The 21404-nt window shown below is 61.4% G+C and carries 22 protein-coding genes and 4 pseudogenes; 17 read left to right on the top strand and 9 right to left on the bottom strand.

The window, feature by feature from the left end; genetic code table 11:
- The first annotated feature begins 16 nt into the window (after positions 1 to 16).
- Together OKW30_RS37160 and OKW30_RS37155 are read left to right on the top strand one after the other, a co-directional pair.
- Positions 17 to 397, top strand: coding sequence for a BON domain-containing protein (locus OKW30_RS37160; RefSeq protein ID WP_184070367.1), 381 nt, complete (start codon positions 17 to 19; stop codon positions 395 to 397).
- Positions 398 to 469: 72 nt separating this feature from the next.
- A pseudogene (locus tag OKW30_RS37155) lies at positions 470 to 798 on the top strand (DDE-type integrase/transposase/recombinase); the annotation flags it as partial.
- On the opposite strand, the pseudogene OKW30_RS37150 reads toward OKW30_RS37155, so the two are convergent.
- Positions 776 to 1023 (bottom strand): annotated as a pseudogene (locus OKW30_RS37150) (VOC family protein); the annotation flags it as partial. The pseudogenes OKW30_RS37155 and OKW30_RS37150 overlap by 23 nt on opposite strands.
- 677 nt (positions 1024 to 1700) lie before the next feature.
- A complete protein-coding gene (locus OKW30_RS37145) occupies positions 1701 to 2585 on the bottom strand; it encodes a LysR family transcriptional regulator (protein WP_184039479.1) in 885 nt (294 codons plus the stop codon).
- 216 nt (positions 2586 to 2801) lie between these two features.
- Here OKW30_RS37145 and OKW30_RS37140 point away from each other — a divergent pair, with 216 nt between their 5' ends.
- The 10 genes and pseudogenes from OKW30_RS37140 to OKW30_RS37095 all read left to right on the top strand — a co-directional run bounded on the left by OKW30_RS37140 (position 2802) and on the right by OKW30_RS37095 (position 9686).
- The gene (locus tag OKW30_RS37140) at positions 2802 to 3548 is read left to right on the top strand and encodes an SDR family NAD(P)-dependent oxidoreductase (protein ID WP_429349087.1); all 747 of its coding nucleotides are present in this window, start codon (positions 2802 to 2804) and stop codon (positions 3546 to 3548) included.
- 54 nt (positions 3549 to 3602) lie between these two features.
- Positions 3603 to 4484 (top strand): annotated as a pseudogene (locus OKW30_RS37135) (hypothetical protein).
- Between the two features lie 16 nt (positions 4485 to 4500).
- Positions 4501 to 4899, top strand: coding sequence for a DUF427 domain-containing protein (locus OKW30_RS37130; protein WP_187627245.1), 399 nt, complete (start codon positions 4501 to 4503; stop codon positions 4897 to 4899).
- Positions 4900 to 4908: 9 nt separating this feature from the next.
- Complete coding sequence (locus OKW30_RS37125) at positions 4909 to 5652, top strand: SDR family NAD(P)-dependent oxidoreductase (protein WP_429349086.1); 744 nt, start codon at positions 4909 to 4911, stop codon at positions 5650 to 5652.
- 204 nt (positions 5653 to 5856) lie between these two features.
- Entirely contained in the window at positions 5857 to 6723 is an 867-nt protein-coding gene (locus tag OKW30_RS37120; RefSeq protein ID WP_429349085.1) for an alpha/beta fold hydrolase, read from the top strand.
- A gap of 34 nt (positions 6724 to 6757) precedes the next feature.
- Entirely contained in the window at positions 6758 to 7504 is a 747-nt protein-coding gene (locus OKW30_RS37115) for an SDR family NAD(P)-dependent oxidoreductase (RefSeq protein WP_184070358.1), read from the top strand.
- 217 nt (positions 7505 to 7721) lie between these two features.
- A complete protein-coding gene (locus OKW30_RS37110; protein WP_184070356.1) occupies positions 7722 to 7892 on the top strand; it encodes a hypothetical protein in 171 nt (56 codons plus the stop codon).
- A 64-nt stretch (positions 7893 to 7956) separates the two neighbouring features.
- Positions 7957 to 8193: a hypothetical protein gene (locus OKW30_RS37105; protein WP_429349084.1), complete on the top strand. Its 237-nt coding sequence runs from the start codon at positions 7957 to 7959 to the stop codon at positions 8191 to 8193.
- Positions 8194 to 8215: 22 nt separating this feature from the next.
- Positions 8216 to 8962, top strand: coding sequence for an SDR family NAD(P)-dependent oxidoreductase (locus tag OKW30_RS37100; RefSeq protein ID WP_429349083.1), 747 nt, complete (start codon positions 8216 to 8218; stop codon positions 8960 to 8962).
- A 76-nt stretch (positions 8963 to 9038) separates the two neighbouring features.
- The gene (locus OKW30_RS37095) at positions 9039 to 9686 is read left to right on the top strand and encodes a glutathione S-transferase (protein WP_429349082.1); all 648 of its coding nucleotides are present in this window, start codon (positions 9039 to 9041) and stop codon (positions 9684 to 9686) included.
- Positions 9687 to 10056: 370 nt separating this feature from the next.
- On the opposite strand, the gene OKW30_RS37090 is transcribed toward OKW30_RS37095, so the two are convergent.
- Complete coding sequence (locus tag OKW30_RS37090) at positions 10057 to 10980, bottom strand: LysR family transcriptional regulator (protein ID WP_429349081.1); 924 nt, start codon at positions 10978 to 10980, stop codon at positions 10057 to 10059.
- Between the two features lie 115 nt (positions 10981 to 11095).
- On the opposite strand from OKW30_RS37090, the gene OKW30_RS37085 reads away from it, so the two are divergent.
- On the top strand, positions 11096 to 11974 hold the full coding sequence (locus OKW30_RS37085; protein ID WP_429349231.1) for an NmrA/HSCARG family protein: 879 nt from the start codon (positions 11096 to 11098) through the stop codon (positions 11972 to 11974).
- Between the two features lie 209 nt (positions 11975 to 12183).
- On the opposite strand, the gene OKW30_RS37080 is transcribed toward OKW30_RS37085, so the two are convergent.
- Together OKW30_RS37080 and OKW30_RS37075 are read right to left on the bottom strand one after the other, a co-directional pair.
- The gene (locus OKW30_RS37080) at positions 12184 to 12987 is read right to left on the bottom strand and encodes a hypothetical protein (protein ID WP_429349080.1); all 804 of its coding nucleotides are present in this window, start codon (positions 12985 to 12987) and stop codon (positions 12184 to 12186) included.
- A 373-nt stretch (positions 12988 to 13360) separates the two neighbouring features.
- Entirely contained in the window at positions 13361 to 14131 is a 771-nt protein-coding gene (locus tag OKW30_RS37075; RefSeq protein WP_429349079.1) for an alpha/beta hydrolase, read from the bottom strand.
- 173 nt (positions 14132 to 14304) lie between these two features.
- Between OKW30_RS37075 and OKW30_RS37070 the strand changes: the two genes are divergently transcribed.
- The 4 genes and pseudogenes from OKW30_RS37070 (at position 14305) to OKW30_RS37055 (ending at position 19037) form a co-directional block, all read left to right on the top strand.
- Entirely contained in the window at positions 14305 to 14910 is a 606-nt protein-coding gene (locus OKW30_RS37070) for a TetR/AcrR family transcriptional regulator (protein WP_429349078.1), read from the top strand.
- A 384-nt stretch (positions 14911 to 15294) separates the two neighbouring features.
- Entirely contained in the window at positions 15295 to 17319 is a 2025-nt protein-coding gene (locus tag OKW30_RS37065; protein ID WP_184070340.1) for an FUSC family protein, read from the top strand.
- 99 nt (positions 17320 to 17418) lie between these two features.
- Positions 17419 to 18081 (top strand): annotated as a pseudogene (locus OKW30_RS37060) (aminotransferase class I/II-fold pyridoxal phosphate-dependent enzyme); the annotation flags it as partial.
- A gap of 392 nt (positions 18082 to 18473) precedes the next feature.
- The gene (locus OKW30_RS37055; protein ID WP_429349077.1) at positions 18474 to 19037 is read left to right on the top strand and encodes a hypothetical protein; all 564 of its coding nucleotides are present in this window, start codon (positions 18474 to 18476) and stop codon (positions 19035 to 19037) included.
- Between the two features lie 84 nt (positions 19038 to 19121).
- Here OKW30_RS37055 and OKW30_RS37050 read toward each other — a convergent pair whose 3' ends face one another.
- The 4 genes from OKW30_RS37050 to OKW30_RS37035 all read right to left on the bottom strand — a co-directional run bounded on the left by OKW30_RS37050 (position 19122) and on the right by OKW30_RS37035 (position 21370).
- A complete protein-coding gene (locus tag OKW30_RS37050) occupies positions 19122 to 19556 on the bottom strand; it encodes a hypothetical protein (protein WP_429349076.1) in 435 nt (144 codons plus the stop codon).
- Positions 19546 to 20241 carry a M35 family metallo-endopeptidase gene (locus OKW30_RS37045; protein ID WP_429349075.1) on the bottom strand — a complete coding sequence of 232 codons (696 nt, stop codon included), beginning with the start codon at positions 20239 to 20241 and terminating at the stop codon, positions 19546 to 19548. Before OKW30_RS37045 ends, OKW30_RS37050 begins: the two co-directional genes overlap by 11 nt.
- A 103-nt stretch (positions 20242 to 20344) precedes the next feature.
- On the bottom strand, positions 20345 to 20758 hold the full coding sequence (locus OKW30_RS37040; RefSeq protein WP_184070328.1) for a hypothetical protein: 414 nt from the start codon (positions 20756 to 20758) through the stop codon (positions 20345 to 20347).
- 210 nt (positions 20759 to 20968) lie between these two features.
- Positions 20969 to 21370 carry a hypothetical protein gene (locus OKW30_RS37035; RefSeq protein WP_429349074.1) on the bottom strand — a complete coding sequence of 134 codons (402 nt, stop codon included), beginning with the start codon at positions 21368 to 21370 and terminating at the stop codon, positions 20969 to 20971.
- Positions 21371 to 21404 lie beyond the last annotated feature (34 nt).

The following is a 21404-nucleotide window of genomic DNA, read 5'->3' as shown; positions in this document are numbered from 1 at the left end:
ACAATCGGAGCATCGAATGAGCACAAGCAACATGGCACTCAGGATGGCCGGCGGCATATTGCTCGCGCTGGCATCGGTTCACGTCTCGGCGCAGTCAGGCGCAGCGAGCGCGGCGTCGAATGGTGCCGCGACGGCGGCGTCGGCCGCACCGGCGGCCAAATCGGACCGGGCGGCCAGTCGCGCACTGCGCCGCAAGGTCTATTCGGCCATCGTGAAGCACAAGGAGATCAACGCCGGGAACATCAGTGTCGTCGCGAAGGGTGGTGCAGTCACCCTCTACGGGACGGTCGTCGACCCATCGCAGATCGACAAGGTGGCCGAAATCACCAAGGGCGTCCCGGGCGTCATCTCCGTGACCACCAAGCTGACGGTCGAGAAACCGTTCGGCGGCCAGTAAGCTATGGCGGTTCTGTTGCAGTAAGGCCGGTCCGCTATGATGTGCGGAACGACATGAACGACTGAAAGCTCGATGAAGACGATGAATCCGGTGGTGGCCCGAGTGCTCAAACGCCTGCATTATCCGCTGGACGTGATTCTGACTTGCGTGCGCTGGTAAGTGGTCTATCCGCTGAGCCTACGGCACCTTGAAGACATGATGGCTGAGCGCGGCGTTTGGATCGATCATTCGACTGAGCACCGCTGGGCCATCGAGCGCTGTTGCCGGTGCTGGAGAAAGCGTTTCGCCGCCGCAAGCGTCCGGTGGGTAAGAGCTGGCGGATGGACTAGACGTACATCCGCGTCAAGGGGGAATGGCGGTATCTTTACCGGGCCGTTGCTCGATGCGCAGGCACAGATGATCCATATTGCGCCCCGCACCTGGCGCACCGCTCTCTGGGCGATCGATCTTTCCGCCGACCTTCAGCAGATCGATCAGCGAGTGCCCGGCGTGTAACTGGATGAGCCCGAGATCCGCCTGTTCCTTTTCCACACTGCAACCAAGCACATCGCAGTAAAACCGGGTCTCGAATCGAGATCGGCGGCCCTGATCACGACGTGGTCGATCTCACGGATTTGAAACTCCATGGAAAAGCCTCCTCCTTCGTCCGGTTCTTCGTGCCGCTCGCGGGAACTTTCCGAGTGTAGGAGAAGGACGAGCCGGGCGTTAGCCTAGTCGCTTCGCCGAAGGTGAATCCGCTTGCTCATCGCCATGCGGATCGCACGTTGTCGGTATTTGCAGAGACGACCTGACCGTCGGTGATGTTTTTGAATGCCCCGGTGTACGCGCACGGGGCGATCAGGATTTCCAGCGGCATCATCGCGCGCGGGCCAGATCTCCGCGCTGTCCAACAGACGGCTGCTGCCCAATAGAAAGTGCGCACGAAAATCGCGTCGCGTTTGAGCGACGTTGCGTCCGGTGCAGTTCCAGTCGGCGGGCAGTCACTTTGAGTGACCGTTGTAGCTCGCGCAGCCGACGTTCGAATGTCCGCGTGACAGCGCGAGCCAACGGCCGTAGATGGCCACCCTTTGCCGACGTTCACCGCCGCTTAAGTCGAACGACCGGTTCCCGAGGTGGAGCAGCCAACGGGCTCCTCGACGCCGCGATGGCGAACGGCGGGAAGCAGTCAAAACGTCCCTCGGACCTATCCCGGTCTGGAATGAGCCGTATTCCTTTCCGCCAGTTCCCGCGCTGGTTGCGAATGGATACATTGCACAGCAACGATCTCGATCGCCGCGAGGCGGTCCATGCGATTCTCCCTCACTCAGTTGGCGGCAATCAGTTCATCCGCTCTCGACAGAAACATCTTAAGCACAGGCGATGCATTCGAACGACTGTAGCCGATCGCGAGATCGACGGTCGGCGCTTCGCCTTCCAGCGGCCGGCTCACCACCGACCACGGCAACAGGTTAATCGCATACTCGGGCATCAGCGACAGCCCGCGCGTCGAAGCGACGAGCGACATGGCCATCGCCAGGTTGTCGACGCCGTGCTCCGGCTTGGGGTCGAGCCCGTTCTCGTGCAGATAGCCCGCGACCACATCGTGCAGCACGCGCGCCTTGTTCGACGCCATCACAAACGTCTCGCCTTGCAGGTCCGACGGATGAATGGCTTGCTTCGCCGTCAGCCGATGATCGCTCGGCATCAGCACGACAAGTTTCTCGCGATAGACAACGCGATAGTCGAGATCCAGCCCCGGCTCCATGCGCACGAATGCAAGATCGAGCTTGCCGCGCGCCACGGCGTCGGCGAGATCGGGCGAATAGCCGCTCGACACCGTCACGTCGATGTTCGGCAACTCGTCGCGCAGCACCTGCATCGCGCGCGGCAGCCAGGTCATTTCCTGGCCTGTCAGAAAGCCGAGTGCGAAAACCTGCTTCGCGGGACGCGCAGCACGGCGCGCCGCTTCGATCGCGGCGTCGACCTGCGCTAGCGCAAGCCGTGCATGGTCGAGAAAAGCCTTGCCGGACGCGGTCAACTCGACGCCGCGCGCGCTGCGGCTGAACAGTTCCGCACGAACTTCGTCCTCGAGATCGCGGATCTGTCGGCTCAGCGAAGGCTGCGACGTGTACAACCGCTGTTCTGCGGCGACGGTGAGGCTGCCCGTTTCCGCAACGGCAACGAAATAGCGCAGATGACGTAGCTCCATGCGTTCTCCTGTTTTGCTCCGTTCTATCGCTCCACTTCGGGCCATGCTTCCAAGGCATGCCGGCAAGCCTACAAAGTCTTTTTCCGTTACGCAAGCAATGGCTAGATTATCTGCGAGCAGTCGCATCGAGCAGCGCGGAAGCCGGCGGCCCAGTTTCGCAGCCATACCTGCCTGTTATCGCTGACGGCCCGCCGATCAACCAGACGGAGCTTCGCCATGAATGACCTCGCAGGAAAAACCGCGCTTGTCACGGGCGCATCTCGCGGCATCGGCCGCGCCATCGCACTCTCACTCGGCCGCGCCGGCGCGCAGGTGCTCGTGCACTACAGCAGCAACGAAGCGGCGGCCGATTCGGCCGTCGCCGACATCGTCGCAAGCGGCGGCCACGCGCAGAAAATCGCCGCCGATCTGCGCACCGCCGACGGCCCGCATACGCTTGCCCGACGCGTGCGCGCCGTCGTCGGCGGACGGCTGGACGTGCTCGTCGCCAACGCGGGCATCGCCAGCGCCGCGAGCATCGAAGACACGACGGTCGAAAGCTTCGACGACCTCTTCGCCGTCAACGTGCGCGCGCCCTATTTCCTCGTCCAGCAGCTTCTGCCGATGTTGTGCAAAGGCAGCAGCGTCGTGCTGCTTTCGTCGCTGGCATCGCGTGCATCGGTTGGCGAACTGGCTGCGTACGCCGCAACCAAAGGCGCAGTCGATACGCTCGTGCGCCACTTCGCTTCCGCGCTCGGCGAGCGCGGCGTGCGCGTGAACGCCGTCGCGCCCGGCGTCGTCGCGACCGATATGTCCAGCTTCGTGACAACCGACCAAGGCCGCGATTATGCGCTGAGCCTGCAGGCCTTGAAGCGCGTCGCTCAGCCTGACGACATCGCCGGCGCGGTGAGCTTTCTTGCTTCAGACAGGGCGAAGTGGATCACGGGCGACACGCTGCGCGTCGACGGCGGATCGAAGCTCTGAGTCACGTTAGAACCGCAATGGACCCGATCCATTTCAATCGATAAGGCATCCGGAATGACTGATACAAACTTAAAACTGTTCTCGTCCACCACAGTAGGACGACTGCAACTGTCACATCGCGTCGCACACGCACCGATGACGCGCCTGCGTTCCGACTCCGACGACAGCCCGAGCGCGATGATGGTCGAGTACTACCGGCAGCGCGCGTCGCAAGGCGGTCTGCTGATTACCGAGAGCGCGCATCCTTCATACGACAGCCGTGGCTATGTCGGCGCGCCGGGCATTTACATGGACCAGCACGTCAAAGCGTGGAAAAAGATCACCGGCGCCGTTCACGCGAAAGGCGCGCATATCTTCATGCAGATCGCACACGACGGCCGTCAGTCGCACGTCGATCTGAGCCGGGGCAATGCGCCCGTTGCGCCCTCTGTCGTTCCGTACGAAACCACCGTGTTCACGCGGAACGGCTGGGTGCCAAACTCGCCGCACCGTGCGCTGGAGATCGACGAAATTCCGGCCATCGTCGAGTCGTTTCGTCGCGCGGCGGAACGCGCGAAAGCCGCGGGTTTCGACGGCGTCGAGTTGCACAACACGAACGGCTATCTCGCCGACACGTTCCTGTAGGACGGCACGAACAAACGCACCGACGCCTATGGCGGCACGATCGAAAAGCGCGCGCGTTTTTCGCTGGAACTGGTGGACGCGTTCGCGTCCGTGTGGGGCGCGGATCGTGTGGGTGTGCGTGTCTCGCCGAGCGGCCGCTGGTTCTCGTCGAACCCTGATTTGCCCGAGCGCCTGCGCCGCAATTTGCCGCTCACGCCGTATCAGCGCGACGCGTTCTGGGGCGGCGACGAACGCGCCTACACCGACTTTTCCGCGTACGACGCAGCCCGCAGCGACGCTGCCGCCGAAGCGTCGACAGACGAAACCACCTGATTCAAGGAGTCACAACATGTCGACCAGTAACACCTCCAACACAGCAAAAACCGTCAAGATTCCCGGCCCCGATCATCCGATCACGATCGAGCGCAATCCTTCGCGCGTCGTGGTCAAGGTCGCCGGCCACACGGTCGCCGACACGCGCGACGCGCTGACGCTGCGTGAGGCGCACTATCCGCGCGTGCTCTATATCCCGAGAAAAGATGTCGACATGACGTTGCTCGAACGCACCGGCCATTCGACGTACTGCCCGTACAAGGGCGATGCCGCGTACTTCTCGATCCCGTCGGGCGGCGAGCGCGCCGTCAATGCGATCTGGACTTACGAGTCGCCTTATCCCGCCGTCGAGCCGATCCGTGATCGCCTCGCGTTCTACACCGACCGTGTCGATTCGATCGAAGAACACGCATAAGGAACCGACATGAACGATCAGACAGTGGTGCTCGTCACGGGCGCATTGAGCGGCATTGGCCGCGCGACCGCTCTCGCCTTCGCGCGCTCGAAAGCACGCGTCGTGATCTCAGGCCGGCGAGCAGACGAAGGTCAGGCGCTCGCCGATACGCTCCGCTCGCTCGGTGCTCAGGCGGAGTTCATTGAAGCCGACGTGCGCGTCGAAGACGACGTGCAGGCGCTCGTCGAGCGCACGGTCGCGCGCTTCGGCAGGCTCGATATCGCGGTGAACGCGGCCGGCACGGAAGGCGAATCCGCGCCCGTCGTCGAACAGACGACCGCGCGCTATGCAGCCGTGTTCGACGCGAACGTGCTCGGCACCTTGCTCGCGATGAAGCACGAGCTGCGCGCGATGTCGGCGCAGCGCGCCGGCAGCATCGTCAACGTGTCCTCGACGATGGGCGCGCGCGGCCCGGCGGGCGCGTCGCTGTATGTCGCGAGCAAGCACGCCGTCGAAGGGCTGACGAAGTCGGCCGCGCTCGAAGCCGCTGCATCCGGCGTGCGCGTCAACGCGGTCGCGCCGGGGCCCGTGCAAACGCCGATGCTCGACAGGCTCACGCAGACGTCCGAGCGCAAGACAGCGTTTCTCGACACCGTGCCGCTCAAACGCGCCGGCACGCCTGACGAAATCGCCGAAGCAATCGTGTACCTGGCGTCGGCCGGCTTCATGACTGGCGAAGTGCTGCGCGTGAACGGCGGCCGCACCGCGTCGTGAGCCAGCCCCCGTGTCATGCCTTTCAGGCATGCCACACAGCTTATAAAGTCTTTTTCTTCGTGGTTCGACGCGCCTACATTACCTGTCAATACGGCGCGATAAGAAGCGCAGACGGCCAGCCCCCCGCAACAAGCCCGACGCACCCATACGTTTCAGCTATACCGCGCCGCATCGACTTCAACCGGTTCTGAAAGGACAACTGCCATGACCCGCCATACTCACCAGACCGCGCCGACCCAGTTCGTCGAGGCCAACGGCATCCGTTTCGCGTATCGCCGCTTCGGCAATCCCGGTGCCGTGCCGCTCGTGATGAACATCCACTTCACGGGCACGATGGATCATTGGGATCCCGCCGTCACCGACGGTCTCGCGCAAAACCGCGAAGTGATCCTGTTCAACAACGCCGGCATTTCGAGCAGCTCGGGCACGGTGCCGGAGTCGATCGAAGAGATGGCCGCCAATGCCGGCGCGTTCATCGAAGCGCTCGGACTGAAGCAGGTCGACGTGCTCGGCTTTTCGATGGGCGGACTGATCGCGCAGGAACTCGCGATCGCGAAGCCTCTGCCCGTGCGCCGCGTCATTCTCGTCGGCACGGGCCCACGCAGCGGCGAAGGCATGGCGACGCTCACACCGGAAGCACAGGAGATATTCGGCGCCTCGTATGCGAATCCCGACGACCTGTGGCTGCGCGTGCACTTTTCGCATTCGGAAGCGAGCCAGGCGGCAGGCCGTGGCTTTGTCGGACGGTTCCGTCTGCGCGCCGACAACCGCGATCCCGAAGCCAGCGACAAGGTCGCGCCCGCGCAACTCGCCGCGCTCGCGAAGTGGGGCGCGCCGCGCGAGAACCCGTACGACTATCTGGACGCGCTGAAACAGCCGACGCTCGTCGTCAACGGCGACAACGACGTGATCATCTACTCGATCAACTCGTGGCACTTGCAGCAGCACATCCCCAACGCGCAGCTGATCCTCTATCCGGACGCCAATCACGGCTCGCTGTACCAGTACCCGGAGCGCTTCGCCGCGCACGTCGATCAGTTCCTCTCGGAAGCGGACGCGCCGCAGGCGTAACGCCCTCTCACACGACATCGAACGGAATTTCATCATGACCAACCTGACAGGCAAAACCGCCCTCGTGACGGGCGCATCCCGCGGCATCGGCCGCGCCACGGCGATCGCGCTCGCCAAAGCAGGCGCGCGCGTGCTGGTCCACTACAGCAGCGCCGAGCAGGCCGCCGACTCGGTCGTCGCGGCGATTCGCGCGGCAGGCGGACAGGCCGACAAGGTCGCCGCCGATCTGCGCGACGCGCACGGGCCACATGAACTCGCGAAGCGCGTGCGCTCGCTGACGGGCGAACGGCTCGACATTCTCGTCGCGAACGCGGGCATCTCGAAGGCCGCGCCGATCGAAGAAACGACCGTCGAAGATTTCGACAACCTGTTCGCCGTCAACGTGCGCGCGCCGTTCTTCCTCGTGCAGCAGTTGCTGCCCGTGCTGGGCGACGGCAGCAGCGTCGTGTTGCTGTCGTCGCTCGCGGCGCGCGCCTCCGTGAACAATCTGTCGGCATATGCAGCGACCAAAGGCGCTGTCGACACGCTCGTGCGCCACTTTGCGTCCGCACTCGGCGAACGTGGCATTCGTGTCAACGCGATCGCGCCGGGCGTCGTCGAAACAGACATGTCGAACTTCGCGAAAACGGACGCGGGCCGCGATTTCACGCTGGGCATGCAGGCGCTCAAACGCGTCGCGCAGCCTGACGATATCGCGGGCGCCGCCGTGTTCCTCGCCTCCGACGACGCGCGCTGGGTAACGGGCGACACCTTGCGCGTCGACGGCGGATCGAAGCTCTGAGGTGCTCGCAGCCGCGCGCCGTTCTGAATCGCGGCGCGTGCGATCGTTCAGACGTTGTGGACGAGCGCCGCGCCCGCGATGAGCGACGCCTGGCGTGCGCGCCTGGCACGCGAGCAACGCGACGATCTCCGCGATTGTCTGGGGCATGACCAACCTTCTTTTCAAACGCCTGTGTTACGGAGCAATTCGTGCAGGCGATTGCGCGGCAGCCGTATCGATGCTGTTGCTCGCACTCGCCGCGCGCATTCATTCGCTGCCGCTGCTGATCGTCTCCGTCCTCGTGGCGCGCATCGGGTACGCGCTTCTCTTCATGGGCGGCCTCGCGTTCGCGATTACGGCGTCCCACGCAGGCCTGAGCGATGCCGTCACGAATTGCGCATCGCGATAGCTGTAGCGTGCGTGCTGACGGCAGCAAGCTCGGGAAGGTTCGGGACATCTTGTAGTAATCCGTGATGGGCAAGCTGTCTGAGCGAACGGTTGCCCGCTTCGAAAGTACGCACGAGTGCGTGCGCAACACGTGTTTCCGGCAATATGCCGAGGTGCTGAAAGACGTGCGGCGCCCTGATCCGTTCGACATGCCTACCAGGCATGCCCTCCAGCCTGGAAAGTCTTTTTCACGGCCGCAAGAGACGCCTAAAGTTAGCTCCGTCATGCTCACCGAGCAGCGCGATACGACCGACGTGTCGTGAAACCCACTGACAGGAGCCTCAAATGAACCAACCCGTCGTTCTCATCACTGGCGCCCTGACGGGCATCGGCCGCGCAACCGCTTTTGCGTTCGCCCGTTCAGGTGCGCGGCTCGTCGTATCCGGTCGACGCGCTGCGGAAGGCGCAGCGCTTGAAGCAGAGCTTCGCGTAGCTGGCGCCGAAGCACACTTCGTACAGGCGGACGTGCGCCGCGACGACGAAGTCCGCAACCTCGTGGATCAAACCGTCGCCCGCTACGGCCGGCTGGACGTGGCCGTCAACAACGCCGGCACCGAAGGTCGGCCTGGGCCCGTCGTCGAGCAGACCGCCGACAGTTATGCCGACACGTTCGACACCAACGTCCTCGGAACGCTGCTGAGTCTCAAGCACGAACTGCGCGTGATGACCGCGCAAAAGGCCGGCAGCATCGTCAACATCTCGTCGACTTACGGTCACGAAGGCGCTGCGTTCGCATCGGTCTATGCAGGCAGCAAGCATGCCGTCGAAGGCATCACGAAATCGGCCGCGCTTGAAGTTGCATCGACGGGTGTTCGCGTCAACGCAGTCGCGCCGGGGCCAACCGACACGGGAATGCTCGACCGCTTTACCAGCACGGCCGAAAACAAGGCAGCGCTCGCCGCCACGGTGCCGCTCGCGCGCATCGGCAAGCCCGACGACATCGCCACAGCGGTGCTCTATCTCGCTGCCGACGGCGCCGCGTTCGTCACCGGTCAGATCCTGACGGTCGACGGCGGCAAGACGGCAGGCTAAGCGACCTGACATGCTACGCCTGCGTAGCGACTGCTTTGCGGGCGAGTCAACTCTTCTCATCGAACTGGACCACTACATGAATACCGATCTCACGCTTTACGAATCCAAGGCTTCTCCCAACGCTCGTCGAGTCCGCATTTTTCTTGCCGAGAAAGGCATTGAGATTCCGACGAAAGCTGTGGACCTTGGTGCGAAAGAGCAATTCTCCGATGCGTACGTCGCAATCAATCCTCGCCGACAGGTCCCGACGCTTGTACTCGAAGACGGCACGGCGATTGGCGAAGTCCCTGCAATCTGGCGCTACATCGAGGACGCGTATCCCACGAAGGCCGCATTGCTAGGCACGGCGCCGCAAGAGAAGGCGCTGATCGCCATGTGGGAGCGGCGCGCCGAACTCGACGGATTTGCGGCCGTGATGGAAGGCGTGCGAAACGCGGTCGCCGGATTGAAGGGGCGTGCATTGTCGGGCCCGCATGCTTATGAACAGATTCCTGAGATCGTCGAGCGCAGCAAGCTGCGCGTAGCCAACTTCTTCGCCGACTTCAACGAGCGTCTAAAGACGGTTCCTTTCGTGGCAGGCGACAAGTTTTCCGCCGCTGACATCACAACGCTGGCTACCGTCGATTTTGCGGCGGGCGCCATGAAGATGAGCATTCCCGCCGAATTCGATGCCCTACAGACCTGGTACGACAAGATGTCGGACCGCCCTTCTGCGAAGGCATAAAGGACCGGACACGGAAGGCGATGCCCGATGTTTGGGCATCGCTACGTTGGCTAAAGAGTTCGTTTCAATCCTGGAAGGTGAAAGTCGCGCTATCGCGGTTCGGAACACCGTGACTGGTGGGGATCCGATGTTCGTCGTGCCCCGTCGCCATCCCGGAGGCCCGGCTCCCGAAGTGAAACAGCCAATCGAGTGTCCTGGCGGTGCCCCGGTGAACGGCCGAAAGGGGCCGGGTGCCGACTCATGCCATTGGCATACATGCTTCGCCCTTGCAGGGGTGCGTTCGGCAGCCGGGACCCGTTTGAGACACTCAATGTCGCCGAAAGCAGCCGCTCGACGGCTCGACCACGTCGCCGCGCTACCGCAGAGAAAGCTAGCGGCGCGGAGAATCATTGGAGCTGCTAGCGCCACCCCATTTGCGCTCCCGACCCGGCAACTCCTGCAGCATAGTCATGAACGCTCGCACCTTCGCGCTCAGAAGCCGGCGCGAATTGTAAAGGGCCCAGATTTCCACGGGCGAGCCCGCCTTTCCCCAACAGGCGAGTCTTCCTGTCGACACATCATGCTCAACCAGCAAGCTGGGCAAGAGCGCCGCGCCTACGCCCTCGAGCACCGCGTCACGCACCATCAGCAACGATGACAGCCGCAACACGGGCATCGGCCTGATCGCTATCGCACCACCGTCTTCCGTTCGCATGTGCCATAACGCGCCTGATGGTGCCGCGGCCGACATAACGGCCGGCACCTCCAACCCGGTTGCATCGGGTGCCGGTCTCGAAGGTATCGACATGCCCGGCGCCGCGACCACGAGGCGCTCGTCACCGAGGATGCGCCGTCCCACGAGCTGCTCGCCATGCGCCGGGTCGATACGGATAACGAGGTCGTAGCCGTCCTCCACCGGATCCACGATGCGGTCTTCTGCAATGACCTCAAGTTCGACCTGCGGATAGGCGAGCGCAAAGCGCGCAGCGATCCGGCACAGCACGACATGCGCGAAAACGACAGGCGCGCTGATGCGCAGCCGCCCGCGCGCCACCGGGGCGCGTGAGGCGAGCGCTTCACCCGCCTCCTGAATCTCAGCCATGAGCCCCCGCGTGCGTTCATGGAGTGCAACGCCCTCTTCTGTCAGACGCAGCCTGCGTGAGCCTCGCTCGATCAGCCTGACGCCGAGGCTTTCCTCGAGCTCGGCCACGCGCCGCGAGAGGGTGGCCTTGGGGCGGTCGAGCGCCCGGCTGGCGGGCCCAAAGCCACCGTGCAGTGCAACTGCATTGAAATCGCCGAGCGACGTCAAATCCATGATCGTTCCGTTTACGAGACGAAGTGTATGAATTCTGGCACTTTCGACTATTGAGCGAAACGACTATTGTTTGTCTCACGGGCGGACCCAGCCCATCCACTTCAAGGAGATACCCATGGCAGTCCTCGTTACAGGCAGCACGGGCGTGATCGGTAAGCAGGTTATCGAGCATCTGGGCGGCAGCGGTGCCGAGGTACGCGCGCTGACCCGCACACCGGAGAAAGCGCAATTTACTGGTGGCGTCACCGCAGTGAAGGGCGACCTGTCCGACGTCGACGCGGTGCGGCAGGCGATGACCGGCGTCAGCACGTTGTTCCTGCTTGCGCCCAACGTCGCGGACGAGCTGACTCAGGCGGTGCAGACCCTGAGCGTCGCACGGGAAGCGGGTGTGAAAGGCGTGGTTTATCTGTCGGTGTTCAAGGGCGCCGAATACGTCGACGTGCCGCACTTCACCAGCAAACATACGGTCGAGCGCATGATCGAACACCTCGACCTGCCGGTGACAGTGCTGCGCCCCGCGTATTTCATCCAGAACGACGTCCGGCAGAAAGACCCGCTGCTTTCGCACGGCGTCTACGGCATGCCAATTGGCGCGAAAGGCATTTCCATGGTCGACGTCCGTGATATCGGCGAGGCTGCCGCGCGCGAACTGCTGCGCCGCGAGCGTGGCTCAAACCCGCTGCCGGGCGAGACGTACGAACTCGTCGGTCCTGACGTGATCAATGCGCAGACCGTGGTTTCGATCTGGGCCGAGGCGCTGGGACGTCCCGTCCGCTACGGTGGCGACGATCTCAACGTCCTTGAGCAGCGCCTCAAGTCGGTTGCTCCTGCCTGGCTCGCATACGACATGCGGCTCATGATGGGCCGGTATCAGCAGGACGGCGCGGTCGCGTCCAGCGCGCACGTCGAGCGTCTGGCGACGCTGCTGGGACGGCAACCGAGATCCTATCGGGACTTTGCCGTCGCCATGGCTGCGGCGTGGGCTAAGGACTGACCTGCCAGGATACGCGATCGCGACTTTCAGAGGCTGGCACGCGCGACGGGGGGCTTGACGGGGCCGACCCCTGCTCGCGGGTGTATTCCGCTGCTTATGAAGGCCGCGCGGATATCGACCCAGCGTGACACTCGTGGCTTCAGGGAGCGGACGTCCGTAAATCGTCTCCAGAAGCACGAACGATTCAACGCGTTTCCCGCCGACTTCAGTCAGGGCCTCGCATCCTCTGGCTTGGGGCTCCTGGCATCAGCAAAGCGGCTTTGTACCGCGACGAGTTGGTCATCAGTGGTCGCCACCAGCCACAACCGTGCGTGCTCCGCGATTTGGCGGTTGTGGTCCTTCAACGGGCCCATTGCCGCGGCGGACTTCCAGACCACGGGGCCAATTCGGCTGCTCCTGCCCGACGGCGCACCCACCAGCAGGCAGTATGGCCCAAGAGGAAGCGAGACAAACGGAAGGGCCGGACTAGCGCGCACGCGCCAGTCGATGAACGGCGCCTCGCTGATGAGCAGGGGCGTGGGCAAGCCGTAAAGCACACTGAAATCGTACAGCGCCAATTGCTCGCGCATGCCCGCGTAGATACGTCGGATATCGTCGACAACCGCAGCGCGGATTTCATCCTCGAACATGGGTTCTTGCGCATAGCGTGCGGCGGCCTGCTGGGCGCTCAACTGATATGCGCTGAACAGGCCGAGTTCCATGCAGTCCTGCACTGCGCGCTGGACCTCCACGATAGTGCCGGCCTCCTCGGGCCTGCCTAACTGCGCTGCCCTCAAAAACCGGGCGAGTCCCGCTTCCTGGATCGCAGGACCTTCCACAGGCGCATCGTCGTCAGCATCCTTGTCGAGCGGCACGTGAATGTATTCTTCGGCCGCGAAGCGCGACTTCTTGCCTTCGTCAAACTTGATTTCGCCATCGGTGCAGTCCAGATATCGGGTACCGATTCGGCCATGCTCCCAAACCCAATTCTTCAGGAGCGGACGTAGCGGATGCAGTCTGTCTTGATTAGCCATCGAAGCCTCCAGGTACCCCAGTATAGATCCACATGACCGCTTGCTACGTTGGGGAGGGACATGGCATCAAATCTAACCAGTGGATCGACCTTTTCAAATCAGGCTTTGGGTCTCGCTGGCCAAGCACAGACTGGCCAGATCGGCCGCCCTCGAAATACTTGACGGGGACGGACTCAGGGCTTGTGGCAGCCGCTCAGCGACCTCGCAGAGCCGTTCGCGACGGTCTCAAATTGGCCGAACCGAGACGGCCGGTGACCGTCTCAGGCCGACCCGTTGCAGTCCTTGAAGCCGTACTGTGTCAAAGGCCGGTGTCAAGTACGCAGCGGACGCCGCCTGACAATTACCACAACCGCAGGCGGCGCATCGCGTTCGATCATTCTCTGCTGGACTTTGCCGCGGCTTGCTCGATCAGCTTTGCGACTTCGGCCGCATGCGAAATATAGGCGACGTGGCTCGAGTTGATTTCGACCGTGGTGCTCCCGGCGCGCTTGGTCATGAAACGTTCGAGATCGGGATTGATTGCGCGGTCTGCCGTCGCGACGACTGCCCAGCTCGGCTTCGTTTTCCATGCCGGGCTTGTGATCGGCACGCCAAACGACTGGGCGGCCGGCATCACCTGTGAAATCGCCATGAACTTCGCTTCGGCGGTGGGTACGTCGGCGGCAAAATCCGTATGGAACTGGGCCTGGTCGAGATACAGGTAGCCGTCTGCGGTTGCTTTGATTGCCTTGGTCGCGGGCGGCATTTTTTTTGTCAGATCCATCGGGCTTTCGCCGGCATCCGGCTGGAATGCAGCCACGTAGACCAGGCCCGCCACCTTCGCGTCGTTGCCAGCCTCCGTCACCACCGCACCGCCGTAGCTGTGGCCGACGAGGATGCTCGGACCATCCTGTGCATCGATTACCCGCGTGGTTGCCTTCACATCATCTGCGAAGGAGGTTTCCGGCTCTTGCACGACAGACACGTTGTAGCCGTCGCGCGTCAGGATTTTCGACACTGCCTGCCAGCCCGAGCCGTCGGCGAAAAAGCCATGGACCAGCACGATGTTCTTGACCGGCGCGGCCACCGCGGCCTGGGAACCCAGGGCGGCGAAGGAGAGAGCGAGTGCGGTGGCGATACGTGTTACACGTAAGGCTGCTTTCATTTTCAGGCTCCAAAAAGATCAGGTGATGAGAAGGTGTCGATGGGCATTCCCGATCGACCAAACCATCCTACTGGTAGGATGGTTTGGTCGCAAGTACTTTTTTAGAAATTGGAAATTTTCGCGCTCCGAATGTAGACTTACACTTAATTCAACCGACTCGATGGTAGAGGGAAATGACAGCGACCGGCGAAACCACCGCGGCGAAAATCGTCGAGGCAGGGCGACAGCTCATCATGCGTCGCGGCTACTGCGGGTTTAGCTATGCCGACGTTGCCGACGCGATCGACATTCGCAAGGCGAGCATTCACCACCACTTTCCCGCCAAGGCAGATCTGGTAATCGCCGTGGTGAAGCAGTGGCGCGAAAAGTTCGACTCCGACATGGCGTCACTGGAGGCGAGTGGTGCCGACGCTCTGGCGCAGTTACGGGCCTATATCGGCTTTTGGGAACGCTGCATTGCGGACGACAGCACGCCATTCTGCGTAGCCGGCATGCTTGGCGCGGAACGCCCGGCTTTGCCCGACGAAGTGGCGCAAGAGGTCAGAGCGTATTTCGAGAACCTCGCGGCGTGGCTCGAACATGTGCTCGAGTCGGGCGCGAGAGCCAACCAGTTCAAACTGAGTACGTCGGTTCAGGCTGAGGCCGCAACGCTCGTGTCGTTGGTCTACGGTGCGATGCTGGCCGCGCGGGCCTATGGCAACGCCGCACTCTTCAAGGACGTCACAGACGGCGCCGTCGAAAGGATTGTCAAGCCACGCAAAAGAACCCGAATCGCCTGACGGTTGGCACGCCAGGTCTCTCGGCGTAGACGACGAATCCGGCGTCGGGGTACCTCGCGACTCGCGCTCGGGATGGTCTTGGACCGCGTGAATTTCGAGTCGTGATCACAGGGCGTGGGCGTTCGGACTGGCGCGGGCAGTGCTCAGCGGATAATCGCAACAACCGACAATGCAAAGTGAGTGTCGCGGGCGACTGGCGGCTTGTTGGGGCGGACCGGACGCCCGAGTGTCCAGCTAGAGCGGCAGACGAGCCCCATTGCCGCCAGTCGCATATGCGAAAAGCAGACGTTCACAGCGCGGAGTCGGCGGCTATCTCAGCGCGCTGGCAGCGTGAATCCGGGGGGCGCCCATTTCCTGGGCCTTGTCGTCCAGCAATCAACGTTCGTGAGCAGCAAAGGTGCGATGACAATAATAGGAAAGCTCGTATCCCTGGTAAGCCGTCGGACCTTGCGGGCTGAAGGTCATGTCTTCGCCATAACGCCCGAGCGCATCGGGATTGCGGAAGGGATACACGCTGCGCTTGCGATGGCGCCGATGCTCTGTGCCGCGGCGATTCTCGGTCGTTCGGATATCGCTTTCGGAGCCGTCGCGGCGTTCTGGAACTGTCTCTGCGATCCGCAAGGGTCCAGGTCACAGCGCCTGAAGGCGATGGCCATCTTCACGGCCATGGGCGTTGTCGTCATGCCGCTGGCGTCCTATGCCGCGCATTGGGGCTATGCCGTCAGCATTGTCACCCTGTTTGTCCTGGTCTTCCTTTGTGGACTGACACGGTCCTACAAGCCCTCGCTCGGGCCTATGCCGGCGCAGGCGGGGTTGATTGCCTCGCTCGCGGTCGTGATCGGAATTGCGTCGCCCGAGCCGCTTGCCGCTGCACTCGCTCACGGTGGCTATTTTCTGCTCGGGTCAGCCTGGACCATGCTGTTTTGCATCTTCCTCTGGCCCGTCCCGTTCCCACAGTCCGCGGGCTTCACGCTCGCGACGATCTTCGGCAGGCTCGAGGACATGGCTGGTTTTTTGGAGTCGCTGGATTCGCGGCCTGGAATGGATGTGCAGGGCTGGACCGAGTTCGATACCGTTTATCGCCGCGGGGTGCGCATGTCGATCGAGCGCGGCAGGGCATTGGCGGCGCATGATGTTCGCAACGGCCCTGATCTCGGGCCGGGCGTCGATGCCGCGGGCAGGGTGTTTTCCACGCTGATCGCAATCGGTCATGCCCGACGCAACGCAGCGATTGGCGACGACGATGGATCGCGGCAATCGCTCCAGGGCCTGCGACAGTTGCTGCAAAGCGTGGCCGCGCAGGCACAGCAAGAACTGCACATTCCCGATACGCTGATAGCGCAAGCACACGCATTGTTGCGGCAGACGGCTGAACGGACGGACCAAACGGCAAGCGCCGTTGCCTTTGCGGCAAGGGCCATCGCTCGGCTCGCGGACGGGCGACACGCGCTCGCAATGGACCCCGAGACGCCCACGCCTGCCGCCGCTCGCGCGGTCAAGATTGAAAGGCTGGTCTGGGACCATGCGCTGAGGGTGGCTGTCGCATCGGTGCTCGCTTTCATGATCGGCACATCGCTGAGTGTCACGTTTGCATACTGGGGCGTGATCGCTGCAATCGTCGTGACCCAACCGGTTTCCGCCAATACATGGTTGCGCGTGCTGGAGCGTGCATGCGGCAGCCTCATCGGCGGAACGATCGCCGCTGTTCTTCTGACGAGTCTGTCCGGTCCGGTTGCGGTGACATTGGCAATCTTGCCGCTCGCCGCGGTGACCGTCGCATTGAGGTTGGTGAACTACGGTCTGTTCGTTGTCTTCCTGACGCCGATGTTCATGCTGATGTCGGATTTCATCCATCCGGCGGAGGGACTGATTGTCGCTCGTCTTACCAATGAATTCGTCGGTGCCTGCGTAGGCGTGGCGGCGAGCTTTCTTCTCTGGCCGCAGAAGGAGAGTAACGCGCTGAATGCCGTGATCTCAGCCGCGATTTCGGCCAACATGGCATTCGCGTCCGCCGCGCTTCGGATGGCTGGAGGATCGACCGCCACCCTCGATCGCCTCCAACGCGAAGCCGGTCTGGCCAGCTCACGGCTTGAAGTTGCGAGAGAACGTATGCTCCTGGAGGGCCAGCGGCGATCTGCGCGGCTCGAACAACTGCGGAACCTGACCGTCGCGGTGCGGGTGGTTTGCGGCGCCGCCGCGGTGATCGAAGTCCTTCGGAGCGGGGAACCGGACGCACATGACCGGGAAAGGGCCAATCGCTACGATGAGATGACCGCCACACTGCTGGAAGCCCTGACGTCGAGGGAAGCGATGCCACTGAATCAGTCTTTTGAAACGCCGGCAGATGACCTCGAACAGGCGATCCAGCATCTCGTGACCGCATTTGATAGCTACGTGGGAACCGTATAAGAACGCCAGCGAGCCCCTGTTTGACCGCGGCCTTGCGTCGGGGAATTTCCGCGTTTTCGTGACCGTATTCTTTCAAGCGAAATGACGGCAAGTCCGCTCGTCTACGCAATGCCGACGCTGCACAACCCTCTTGGCTGGGTAATGAGCGCGCGGCGGCGCCGCGAGCTTGTCAGTATCGCTCGACAGCATGGACTGATCCTCATCGAGGACGGGGCCTACGCATACCTCGCAGAAGATGCTCCGCCGCTGTTGGCATCGATTGCTCCGGAGACGACGATCTATGTCTCGAGCTTGTCGAAGAGTGTCGCGACAGGTCTGCGCGTCGGTTTCGTCTGCGCACCACGCGAATGGATTCCCAGGCTTGAACGGGTAATCCGGGCCACGACGTGGAACACTCCCGCAACCATGACGGCAATCGCCTGCAACTGGATAAACGACGGCACGGTGGCCCGGCTCGAAGACGAGAAGCGGCGGGATGCGAAGACGCGCCAAATCCTTGCCGCCGAAGCGCTCGGCAAGCTTAAGACGATGAGCCATCCAGCGTCGTACTTCATCTGGATCCCCCTGACGCAGGAAGTCCGCGCCGACGCGATTGCGATGGCGCTGATGCGTGAGCGCATTTCAGTGTCGACGGCCCTGCCGTTCGCGACATCGACGCATGTCCCTCACGCCATCCGCCTCGCGATTGGGTCCGTCGATCTGGCCACGCTGCGCCGGTCGCTGGAAACAGTGGCCCGGGTTATTACCGAACAGAGCTACTGACCGGCAAGCGCGAGGGCGCGGTCTGTCCACCAGGATTGTCCGGCCAGGACCTGTCGTCTCACTACGACGTACTTTCTGTTGCGATGCAATCGTAGAACACGCCGCGACATACCCTTTCCCGACGACATCGCACGAAACGACCCTCGAAACGGAATGCGTCGCTTTCGAGTTGCCAGCACAAGCATAAGACCGCTTCGTTCCTGCACAAACCGGTGCAAAACGGAAGGGAGAAATGTGCTGACTGGTGCGCAGCGCCCGCGCACGTCCGCAGCCACCCTGGATGGATAGCATCGCGTTGTAAAGCGTCGAGGTCCCATCCCCGGACTGCGACGTGTGTGGTAGTGCCCGCACCTTCGTGTGCGGGTTTTTTTCTGCCTTTTGGAGGCAGGGAAATGAGGCTGGGTGCAAATGTCTCCAGTGTGCGTGAGTACCTCGGATGGACGCGAACTGAGTTCACGTATCGTTTCGCGCCCGCCACGTTCGACCATAACAACAGGAAGCGCTGCTACGACAATCTTCGTTCGCTCGAAGTGCGAAAGCAGCATTCGTCAGAATTGCTTGCGTGGATGGAACCCGTGCTGAGAATCAGCGTCGCCGTGTTGCAGACCGACGATCTGACCCAACTCACGCATGATGCGATGTCATCGTTGCGTGCCCGGTATGTCGGCCCGCCGATGGATGCGCTTACGGTGGTGGTGAACCGGTGCTGTGATGGTGTCGAGTCGACGCCTGATGAATACCGGGCCGCTATGGAACAGGCGGATAAAGCCGGCAACCGCGAAGAGGTGTTGCAGTTGCTGGAGAAAATCGCAACAGAACGGCGCAAGTGGCATCGTGGTGGATCGCCCCTGGCCCAATCGCTGGAATCAGGCGTAACGGCAAAAGGCCCGCGCAGTAGCGGGCCTCTTCGCAGGAAAAGTCGCATTGAAGCGGGACTTATTCGACGGGCATGTTAGCAATGTTTGCCGACGTTGATACACCGATGTCTACTACCATCACGACAGCCATGCCGGAAAACCGCGCTTAGGGACGTGCTCGCTTCACTTTCCGTCGCAGCAGTTATTAGGACAACCGGGGGACAGTTCAATCTCCACACGTCTGACCTTTTCAGGCGGCTCGACGAAATGCTCAAGGGGCTTGTATATTCCAGCGCGGACGTCGTATGGAACTTGAGTAAGACCAAACTGTATCAGCATTGCCTTTGCTGTGTCCGCACGTTGCATTGCCAATTGCTTAGGCTCTTTTTCGCTTGCCTCAGCCACTCCACCAATGGACAGTACCTCTTGAATAGGATACTTAAGGCGCATGTCGATGGCCCAATTTGCCAATTTTAAAATTTGATCCGCCGATACCTGCGTCGAGTTTCTTTCAAAATACAAATCGATATTTTGACCCGGAAGGTTCTGAGATGTATTGCATGCTTGTGCGCTGATAGACAGCAGCCCAAATGCCACGGCACCCAATTTAATATTCATATACGACGTATCCCGCCAGGCTATCTGCATTATTAATTGCTTGCTGCGGATTTTCTTGTCCCCAGGTTGCCAAGAATCTTGTGATCGTATATTTCCAATCTTTGCTCCCAAAAGTGTCCGTAAAGTGCGTGCACTCATGAATGATCGTTGACAGCTTCGAATCCCCTCCTGACGTGAAATCACGGGTTTCGCAAAAGACCTCGTGAATACTAATGGTATGCGTGGCTGTATCAGGGGCGCAAACGTGCGCGGCAGAACCACTGCTGACCGGATGGGGCAAACACCCAAGAACACGGTCAAGCTCAGGAGACTGCCGAACAAAATTCTTGGGTTGGAGACCACGCATAACTCTATTGACTGCGGTAAATCCTTGAATCAGAAGATCGCGCGTTGCATTGTCCTTCGTGCCAAACCAATTGGCGACGCGCGCTTGCTCTGAAGGACTCCATGTCTTCAATGCAGCTATTCGCTTGTCAACCAAAACAACCGCATCGTCGCGCAACTTCATGACCTTGGCGCGAAATTCGGCGTCCGTCATGTTTGGGCATATTGGTGTAGTGTCAATTGTCACATAAACCATTGAGCCTGGATTCGTGTTCGTCACGGCGCCAGAATGAACCTCGAACCATTCTTCATTTTCGTTCGCCTTGAAACCGTACTTATTGCGTTCACCAGATTCGTTCATTCCGGATTTCTCCTGTAATGTAAAGTGTCAAGCTTGATACTGCATTCGTCTTGATGCGTTCGGTCTTTCCATGCGTCTCGATCCCTCACTACAGGAATCCCCATCAGACGCCCGCGCTGATTTCGAGTATTAGCCGCCGCGCGTCTTTGGTGCTGATTCGCTGTGTGCGACCTGCGGCGTCCGTGACGCCACTTGCTACTACGTTCAGACCAACACGCGCTCGATAGCGCGCGTTCGCGAATGGTCGGCCTTTACGATCTCTCAGTACGAACTGTTCATCGAAACGATTCCGGGAGCGTTCCCGGCAATCGCACGCCCATGCGTAACCGAGGGCTTCAGCCATCTCGTAACCATTTGAATACGACTTCAGCCTATCGAACGGAAACCATTCGCCGGTTTCTGCGTTCAGCGCCATTGCGGACGGCATTGGCGGGAAGTTTGAGTAGATTGAATAGGTGATACGGCAAAGCTGGCATTCTTCCTTGCCCCCGGTTTCATCCTGTTTCTGTTGTTCCATCTGACCTCTGCTGATTTTCCAGAACACACCCGACGAATAAACCATCCAAACCGCGACACGGTCAATGACTTTAAATTGAGATAAAACTGTTGTGACAGATATTCACAATTGCTCTGCCCATCTCATTTTCAGGTGCATTTTTCCAGTATCACCGTCCAACAAAAAAAAGCGGCATTGAGCCGCTTTTTTTCCGTAAGTGATCGACGCCGGTTAGTGCTTTGTCCACGAAGCGTCCATAGCCGCCAGTTTCCCGTTCGCGCCCTGCGCAGCGTCAGCGAGAATCGCTGCGGCGTCCTGCGGTGTCAGTTGGCGGTTAGGAAGCCCCCTGGCGTCGAGCGCAAGCACCGTGAACAGTTCCTGATCGCAGCGATTGGCGGCGTGGTAGTCCTCGCCGAGCTGGATCATCACCTCCAGCAGGTTCCGGTGTTCGTGCCTTTCCTCTGCAGTCACAGCAGGACTCCTGAACATCGAGGTCGCAAGTGTAATCAGATGTCGGAGTTGCTGCCCCTGCCGGTCGCAAAGATGGAAGGCGGCCAGCGCGAGCCGTTCATACTGGAGAGCGTCTACAGGGGGACGGTAGGGAGATTGCTGCTTCCTGGTGGGTTTGGTCATGCGCGGTCCCGGTTATCGTGAAAGATCGCCCGGA

The organism is Paraburkholderia sp. Clong3 (assembly GCF_050436485.1).
Classification (GTDB): domain Bacteria; phylum Pseudomonadota; class Gammaproteobacteria; order Burkholderiales; family Burkholderiaceae; genus Paraburkholderia; species Paraburkholderia tuberum.
This window is presented reverse-complemented; position numbering and strand designations above follow the sequence as displayed.